The organism is Pseudomonas emilianonis (assembly GCF_023072625.1).
Classification (GTDB): domain Bacteria; phylum Pseudomonadota; class Gammaproteobacteria; order Pseudomonadales; family Pseudomonadaceae; genus Aquipseudomonas; species Aquipseudomonas paraveronii.
On record NZ_JAKNRV010000692.1, the window covers coordinates 1 to 1,133 of the forward strand.

The following is a 1,133-nucleotide window of genomic DNA, read 5'->3' on the forward strand; positions in this document are numbered from 1 at the left end:
CCGGCAGCAACTCGCGGTGGTATTTCATCAGCCAGGCGCTGTACACCGCCGAGAAGCGCTCGGCTTCAAAGCGCGACAGCTTGACCTTGGGCAAACGCCCGGCCATGCCGCTGGGCGCATCGCACGCGGGCGCCGGTTCGCCACTGGCCAGCGATTGCGCCTGGGACATCACCTGGGCATATTGACGCGCGGTCACTTCGTACTTGCCGATGAAGTACAGCATCGGCTTGAGCGGGGTCTTGGCGTCGGTCTTCGGCATCAGGGGCGCGATGACTTTATTCCAGTCTTTGGGCAGGTCCTTGAGGCTGAACTGGCCGTTGATGAAGTCGCGGCGATAGCCGGAAATAAACGACTGTTGGTAACCCGCCTCGCCTTCGGCAAACGGGTAGCCGAGGCTGATCTCGCGGTCGTCCAACGTGCCTTGGGCCAGCACGTAGGCGTAGCGGAACACCATGTTGCCTTCGCACGGCAACGGCAGGCTGACGTCGCCCGGCAACGGCTTGGGGTTGTCGAGCTTATCGCTGGCTTCATCGGCCCAGGCCAGTGAAGCCAGGCTTAGCGCCAGGGCGGCGCCCAGTAACTTATACATCTCGGATTCCTTCAGAAGCCTGGATACGCGCCACGCGCCAACCACCACAGGCCGCCGCCACGGCGCTGACGCCGAGCACAGCAACCAGGGCCAGGCCGTAATGACGCACCAACAGGTGGCTGGCGTGTTCGCCCGGCACCTGCACGAATAATTGATTCAACCCCGCCTCGGCCAGGCCATACAGACCCGCACTGAACACGGCAGCCAAGCCAGCGCTGTAGAGCGCCTGCAGCACCACAAAGCGCAACAGCGCGCCGGTGGAAAAGCCCAACAGGCGCAACACCGACAACTCCCTGCGCTTGCGCGCCACGGCGGCCAACGCCCCGGCGAAGATCGCCGCGAACGCCCCGGCCAAGGCCAACCCGGCGATGACCCAAAACACGATTGAAAGGTTGCGGCTCAACGACTGCACCTGGGCGATGCTCGATGCCTGAGTCGACACCCACAGATTCTGTCCGGTGAAATACACCCGCAGCGGCTCCACATCGGTGAGGTTGCGCGCATACAGGCGAAACGCCGGATACACCCGCTGCTCGCCCACGCT

The 1,133-nt window shown here is 63.8% G+C and carries 1 protein-coding gene and 1 pseudogene; both read right to left on the minus strand.

Features of this window, described 5'->3' with window-relative positions:
* Positions 1-589: pseudogene (locus L9Z73_RS30925) on the minus strand (formylglycine-generating enzyme family protein); the annotation flags it as partial.
* Positions 582-1,133: FtsX-like permease family protein (locus L9Z73_RS30930; RefSeq protein ID WP_345894199.1), on the minus strand; the 552-nt coding region annotated here is incomplete at its 5' end. The gene L9Z73_RS30930 and the pseudogene L9Z73_RS30925, both read right to left, overlap by 8 nt.